The organism is Nitrospirota bacterium, from assembly GCA_030684575.1.
In the GTDB taxonomy this organism is placed as follows: domain Bacteria; phylum Nitrospirota; class Nitrospiria; order Nitrospirales; family Nitrospiraceae; genus Palsa-1315.
On record JAUXVD010000022.1, the window covers coordinates 75626 to 81625 of the forward strand.

8 protein-coding genes are annotated in these 6000 nt (G+C 56.9%); 6 read left to right on the forward strand and 2 right to left on the reverse strand.

Annotated elements, in window-relative coordinates; genetic code table 11:
- Window positions 1-47: 47 nt before the first annotated feature.
- Window positions 48-833, reverse strand: coding sequence for a protein phosphatase 2C domain-containing protein (locus tag Q8N00_16820; GenBank protein ID MDP2384447.1), 786 nt, complete (start codon window positions 831-833; stop codon window positions 48-50).
- Window positions 830-1636, reverse strand: coding sequence for a ribonuclease H-like domain-containing protein (locus Q8N00_16825; GenBank protein ID MDP2384448.1), 807 nt, complete (start codon window positions 1634-1636; stop codon window positions 830-832). Before Q8N00_16825 ends, Q8N00_16820 begins: the two co-directional genes overlap by 4 nt.
- A 106-nt stretch (window positions 1637-1742) precedes the next feature.
- Between Q8N00_16825 and Q8N00_16830 the strand changes: the two genes are divergently transcribed.
- From Q8N00_16830 to Q8N00_16855, 6 genes are all read left to right on the forward strand, one after another.
- Entirely contained in the window at window positions 1743-2126 is a 384-nt protein-coding gene (locus tag Q8N00_16830) for a cyclophilin-like fold protein (GenBank protein ID MDP2384449.1), read from the forward strand.
- 207 nt (window positions 2127-2333) lie between these two features.
- Entirely contained in the window at window positions 2334-2615 is a 282-nt protein-coding gene (locus Q8N00_16835; GenBank protein ID MDP2384450.1) for a DUF507 family protein, read from the forward strand.
- 91 nt (window positions 2616-2706) lie between these two features.
- Window positions 2707-2982 carry a DUF507 family protein gene (locus tag Q8N00_16840; protein ID MDP2384451.1) on the forward strand — a complete coding sequence of 92 codons (276 nt, stop codon included), beginning with the start codon at window positions 2707-2709 and terminating at the stop codon, window positions 2980-2982.
- 7 nt (window positions 2983-2989) lie between these two features.
- The gene (locus Q8N00_16845) at window positions 2990-3445 is read left to right on the forward strand and encodes a tetratricopeptide repeat protein (protein MDP2384452.1); all 456 of its coding nucleotides are present in this window, start codon (window positions 2990-2992) and stop codon (window positions 3443-3445) included.
- Between the two features lie 30 nt (window positions 3446-3475).
- Entirely contained in the window at window positions 3476-3943 is a 468-nt protein-coding gene (gene bcp, locus Q8N00_16850) for a thioredoxin-dependent thiol peroxidase (GenBank protein MDP2384453.1), read from the forward strand.
- A 216-nt stretch (window positions 3944-4159) separates the two neighbouring features.
- Window positions 4160-4990 carry a hypothetical protein gene (locus tag Q8N00_16855; GenBank protein MDP2384454.1) on the forward strand — a complete coding sequence of 277 codons (831 nt, stop codon included), beginning with the start codon at window positions 4160-4162 and terminating at the stop codon, window positions 4988-4990.
- Window positions 4991-6000: the final 1010 nt, after the last annotated feature.

Sequence of the window (6000 nt, forward strand, 5' to 3'; positions counted from 1 at the left end):
AAGATTGTTTGGCTGGAGGTTGAGGCTACAGGGCCGATAGAAACTTGTCAATGGTTCTGTTCCCGTCGCGGAGGCGGCATGCAGGCTACGACGATGACGGTCATATTATCTATCCCCCCTCGGCTCAGGGCCTGCTCGATCAGGTCGTCACAGGCTCGCTGGGGATCGCCGTTGGCGTGAGAAAGAATCGAGGCGATGGCGGCGTCTTCCAACATTTTGGTGAGTCCGTCGCTGCAGAGCAGGAGTAGATCGGGCGGAGTTATGGGTATCGAAGTGAGCTCCGGTTGCATGTCGAGGCCCATCCCCAAGCCTTTGGTCAGGACATGCCGCTCAGGATGGACGAGCGCCTGGGCTGCATCGATCAGGCCGCGTTGCACCAGTGTCTCGACGAGGGTGTGATCGCGCGTCAACTGCGTGAGTTGTCCCGTCCGGTAGAGATAGGCGCGGCTATCTCCCACATGAGCAATGTGGGCGATCGGCATCGATATCGGTGTGATGGCCAAGGCGACGAACGTCGTGCCCATTCCTTGTAAGGAGGGCTTCGTCCGTATGAGTTCATGGATTTGCCGATTGGCGCTCGTCGCGAGGTCTGACAGAAACTCGGGGGCTGCGTGCGGGTGCTCTGCGATCCAGACCGTTTGTTCGCGTGCCCGCTGGGTAGCCACGGCCACGGCAGTGTCGGCTGCGAGATCTCCAGCCGGATGACTACTCATTCCATCGGCCACGATCCAGACGCCGCAATCATTCAGGAGGGCCAGCGCATCCTGATTCGAGGTGCGAACATGTCCCGTCTCAGTTCGACCGATCCCGATCCATGGCTGGGGTTCTGTCACGGAGCGACCTCGGCAGGCTCGTGGATACGGTTCGGCGGGAATCCCAATGAAGCCGGGCCGAACTTTGCGGCCATCTGGTCGTAGAGGATGGCTGCGAGCGGTTCCAGGTTGATGGTATCGGCCGCATTGTATCGCAGCAACAGATCGCGCGCAGCTGCGCTTCCCGATGTCCATTGGTGCCAGAGGCGAACCGCTTCCCATCCGTCGAGTCCCACCACATCAGTCTCGCGCGCAATGTGCACTTCCTGTTCGATGTGTTTCAGCCCGCCCTGCATGCCGAGACGGCGCGCGGCAAAACAGAGATCGAAGTGCGGTTTTTTGAAATCCAACCGGGGGAACTTGGCCTGCAAATAGGGAATGTCGAACCCGCTGCCGAAGAAGGTGATGAAGAGATCGGTCTGTTCTAGCTCTGCATGCAAGCGGTCTTCTGTGAGCGTTTCTCCACGGACCAGGCTGGTCATCAGTCCGTTACGATAGAGGCCGACGACCGTCACATGCCCTTCACGGGCTGACAACCCTGTCGTTTCGATGTCGAGATAGAGCGTGCGAGGGCGAAACGTGTTGAAGAGGCGCCAATGCTCCCGGCTCTTCAGACAGGTGCCGAAGAAGGGCGCATCACCCGCATCCAGATGTGTTTGCGCCGTGGTGAGTTCTCGGTCGTACCATTCTTTTTTGGCCGAGGAGATACCGGGCAGGGTTGACGATCGTAGGAACGCCCCCCAGTCCATAATGCCTTCCTGCCAGAGACGACGCTCGGAATGGTGGCCGATACCTTTGAGCAGGACGAAGGATGAGGTGAGCATATATTCGCAGGATTGTAGCCTTGATTTCACCGAATAAACAAGCTAAAGTCCGCGTCCTGAGCGGGTTTTCACCTTACAGGCGCCGGGCGGCGCCGATTGGAACACAATGGCTGATTTCCCCAACAAAATTCGCATCACAGTCGGCTCGGTACGGCTCGATGCGGAACTGAAGTCCACGAAGACCGCGTTGGAAGTATACGCCGCCTTGCCGGTTGAGAGTCCGGTCAACACCTGGGGCGAGGAGTTCTATTTCAAACTGGCCGGGGTCAAGGACCATCGAGAAACGGCGACGAACCAAGTGAAAGTCGGCGATGTCGCCTTCTGGGGCGCCGGACAAGTCCTGGCTATTTTCTTTGGACGGACCCCGATGAGTATGGGGCAGGATCCTGTCCCTGCCGACCGGGTCAATGTGATTGGCCGCATTGTCGGCGATGCCTCGGTCTTGCGTAACGTGATGGACCAGCCCAACATCCGGATCGAGAAGATCTAGCAGTATGTTGAAAAAGTCCGCCAGCGTCGTTCTCGGCTCATCGAAATCCTCAACGTACCCCAAGGGTACGCCTCCGGTTTCGACTCACCTGCGGCCTTGCTGGACGACCTTTTTGACCATCCTGCGAGACTGTGTTCCTGTTTTCCTATATGTGCGACTGCCCAAGTTCTCGCGCGCCAACTAAGTTTTACCGTGAGCTTGCTAACCATGAGACTATCTAAAGAACGTGTACGCCACATCTCGGAGTCGGTGGCTGCCCGGCTGCAGCAAGAGGGGCAACTGACGATTGTCGGGGATCGCAAGGCGTTCGTCGAGCAGATCGACCATGCCATTCTCGAGGAATTGTCGGTCGAAGACCGTTTGAACGCCGAAGTACGGCAGATGTTACAAGCCTACGAGCAAGACATCGAGCGTGGGCAAGTGGACTTTCAGCGGATGTTCACCATGGTCAAGACGAAGCTGGCGCGAGAGCGGGGCATCATTTTGTGAGAAGTGATCAGTGAGGAGTGATCGGTGATGAGCAGGCAACGATGACGTACGTAGCACTCGTCACATATCACCATCCACGCGAGGACCGGATATGTTGAGCGAAGAAAAAATCAGCCATCTCTCCCACATCATTCTTCACGCGGTGAAGAAAAGTCCGCTCGTGACGGTAGGGGCTGACGACGGGCGAGTCCTCAAAGAGATCAAGAAGGTGCTGGCAGCCGAGTTGGCGCAAGAGGCAGAGATCGATCGAAAGGTTCGTGCCAAGTTGGCCTCCTATTCCCGCGGGATTGTCGAGGGCAGTGGGGAATGGGACGTGCTCTATCGGAAAACGTTTGAAGAAGAATCGCGGAAACATACGAAGGGGTGAGGTGCCGATGAAATCTGTATCAGCCATGAAATACCTTTCCCTGCTCGGAGTGGTCCTGCTGTTGCTCGGTTCTGTGGCCTGTGCCAAGAGTAAGGCGAAGCCATTGGTTCCGTTGGCACTGGAGACCGGAGTCAAACCGCAAGCCGTGGCCTTGACCGAACAGGGCACCCAGGCCTATCAATCCAGGCAGTTCGACGATGCGAAGAAATACTTTGCCCAAGCGATGGACCTGGCGGCTCAATCTGGTCCCGCGCATTACAATTATGCCCTGGCATTAAATGCCTTAGGCGATACGGAGCAAGCGCGCCAACAGTTTTTAGAGGCGGCGAATCTCGCTCCCGGCGATAAAGTCATCTGGGATTCGCCTGCGCTCCGTCCCTTCGGCAGCCCGGAGGGTCCGAAAGTGCATAAGGAACATCCTACCGGGACCAGCAGGCCCGGCATCGGGAGCGGCCCGCGATAATTTGATTGATGAGAGAGGGAGTGAGCTGCGATGGCGACAGAACTAGCAGTTGGGAAGAAGGCTCCAGCGTTTTCGCTCCCTGATCAATCGGGAGAGTCGGTTAGTTTGAAGGATTTTGCCGGCAAGCAGGTGGTCCTGTACTTTTATCCCAAAGACGATACCCCTGGCTGCACCAAGGAATCGTGCGCCTTTCGCGATGCCATTACGCCGATCAAGAAGGCGGGGGCCGTCGTGCTCGGTCTGAGTTTTGACGGTCAGGTGTCCCACCAGAAGTTCATCAAGAAGTTTACGTTGCCGTTTCCCTTGCTCAGCGACGAGGAGAAAGTCGTGGCGACCGCCTACGGGGTCTATAAAGAAAAGAGCATGTACGGCAAGAAATATATGGGCATCGAGCGCAGCACGTTTGTGATCGATCCGGCTGGTAAGCTGAAGGCGATCTTCCGCAAGGTCAAGGTTGAGGGGCATGTGGATGAGGTGTTGGCAGTCCTGAAGTCCTGATCTTCTGGCAGGATGCTGAAAAATCCCGCCAGCGTCGTTCTCGCATCGCTCAGATCCTCAACGTACCCCTGAGGGTACGCCTCCGGTCTTCACTCGCTGCGGCCTAGCTGACGGGCTTTTTGAGCATCCTGCGTGGTTCCCTCCTATTGTCCTAAATGAGCGGATCATGAGTTTCCATCCTGCCCAACGGTTTTCCCGCAGCTTACCAGAGGACATATGAAGTCTAAGAGCATTTTTACCCGCAAAGTCGGTGTTGTTACCCTTCTCCTCTTCTTGACTGCGACCGCTGGCCTGTTTGCGGCTGAGCCGGTTCCCGGAGTCCTGACGGTTCGCGATAGTCTCACCTCACCAAATCAGCCTGCGACCATTGAGGCCACCTTTACACAGAAGGGTCTCCCGACCGGGATCGGTCTCGGAGGCGAGCCCATCGAGCTGCTCATCGCCGGGAATGTTGTGGCGACCGCGACGACCGGTGGCGATGGGCGTGCGGTCCTGTCCTATACCCCGAAAGCCAAAGGGGCGCTTCCCTTTATCGTGCGCGTCGGAACCACGTCGAGTCTCGCTGGAGTTGAAGCCGGCGCGAACCTCATTGTGTGGGAGCATCGCGGTCCGATGATGGCGGTGGAAATGACGGCTCTCATGGAGGACGCCGTCAGTCGGCGCCCGATGCCAGACGCGGCAGACGAGTTAGAGAAACTTACGCGGTTTTATTACAACGTGCTGTATGTGGTGACGCAGGATACGTCGGTGGCGACATACGACCAGGTGAATGAGCAGGCCAGACAATGGCTCAAGGAACAGAAGTTTCCGGTCGGGTATATTCTCGTGCTGCCGGAAGGCCCTGAGGGGTTCGGCGCGAAGCTGGACGAACTGCATGCGGCTGGCTGGACGACGCTCAAAGTAGGAGTGGGCCGCACAAAGGTGTTTGCCGAAGCGTTTCTGCAGCGGCGGCTCGATGCCGTGCTGGTTGCAGACCTGGGCAAGGGTAAGGCGCCGCGGAAGGCAAAGGTGGTGAAGGAGTGGAAGGACGTGCGGAAGAAGATGTAGCGGGCAACCGGTTGCCCTTCTTGCTCGCGCAACGCGAGGCCTCGGAAGGATAGGAAGGGGAGCAGCCGGACCATTCTTCTTGCTCGCTGAGGCCCCACGATGAAACGGTGGTCCCTCAATGCGCGCAGTGAAGAACGGTCCGGCTGCTCTCCTTGAAGAGTGAGGCTTCAAGCTCTTTTCGAGCGCGAGCAGTAAAGGGCAAACCGGTTACCCTCTTGTCGGGACACCTTCCATTCTGGTGAGAGTTGAATGTGGTAGGCGAGAGAGCCTCTGAAAGCAAAATGGTTAGCAGTCCTTCGCCCCCCCCAATGCGTCTGATACGGACAGACGATTAGAGTCTTGCGTTTTTCCAGGGTCAGTCTAATTACAGTTAGGTTGTGTAAATGCCACGTTCCCTCAGCACAACACAGACAGGCAACGCCCTTGAAAGACGCGTATACGATCTGTTGCAGGCTGAGATAGATGCGGATCGCTTTTGGGCGAAGAAGGAAAATTGCAAGGTTTTCTGGAAAAAGGGCTATCACTCGAAGGACAGGGCTGATGACATCGTGTTTGATGTGTCGGTTGAGGTGTATTTGCCAGGCGCAAGGGAATACTCCCTCCTGGTCCTAGTGGAGTGTAAGAACTATGCGCATGCAGTGCCAGTCAATGACGTCGAGGAGTTTTTCGCAAAGGTTCAGCAGGTTGCGGCTGCCAATGCAAAGTCTGTTGTTGCTAGTACTGCGTCGTTTCAGTCGGGAGCGCGAACGTTCGCAAAATCCAAGGGTATAGGGTTGATCCGTTGTTTCGATGCGAACGAGTTCAAGTGGGAACTGAAACGGTCACCATCTGCTTCTGCGCGCTCAACGCCCGCGGACGAAGCGCGCGATGGGGTTCTGCCCCACTTTTACGGACACCTGATTACGGCTCATAATGAGCCAGGAGGGGTGTCATGGGAGCACGACGGAAGTTTTCAGCTGAGTACAAACGTGAAGCAGTGGCGATGTTGGAGTCCCCGGGGGTGACGGTAC

Excerpts from the sequence above, each read along its gene's own strand:
- Q8N00_16825 (MDP2384448.1), bottom strand. The coding sequence starts at position 1,636 with ATGCTCACCTCATCCTTCGTCCTGCTCAAAGGTATCGGCCACCATTCC.
- Q8N00_16830 (MDP2384449.1), top strand. The coding sequence starts at position 1,743 with ATGGCTGATTTCCCCAACAAAATTCGCATCACAGTCGGCTCGGTACGG.
- Q8N00_16835 (MDP2384450.1), top strand. The coding sequence starts at position 2,334 with ATGAGACTATCTAAAGAACGTGTACGCCACATCTCGGAGTCGGTGGCT.
- Q8N00_16840 (MDP2384451.1), top strand. The coding sequence starts at position 2,707 with ATGTTGAGCGAAGAAAAAATCAGCCATCTCTCCCACATCATTCTTCAC.
- Q8N00_16845 (MDP2384452.1), top strand. The coding sequence starts at position 2,990 with ATGAAATCTGTATCAGCCATGAAATACCTTTCCCTGCTCGGAGTGGTC.
- bcp (MDP2384453.1), top strand. The coding sequence starts at position 3,476 with ATGGCGACAGAACTAGCAGTTGGGAAGAAGGCTCCAGCGTTTTCGCTC.
- Q8N00_16855 (MDP2384454.1), top strand. The coding sequence starts at position 4,160 with ATGAAGTCTAAGAGCATTTTTACCCGCAAAGTCGGTGTTGTTACCCTT.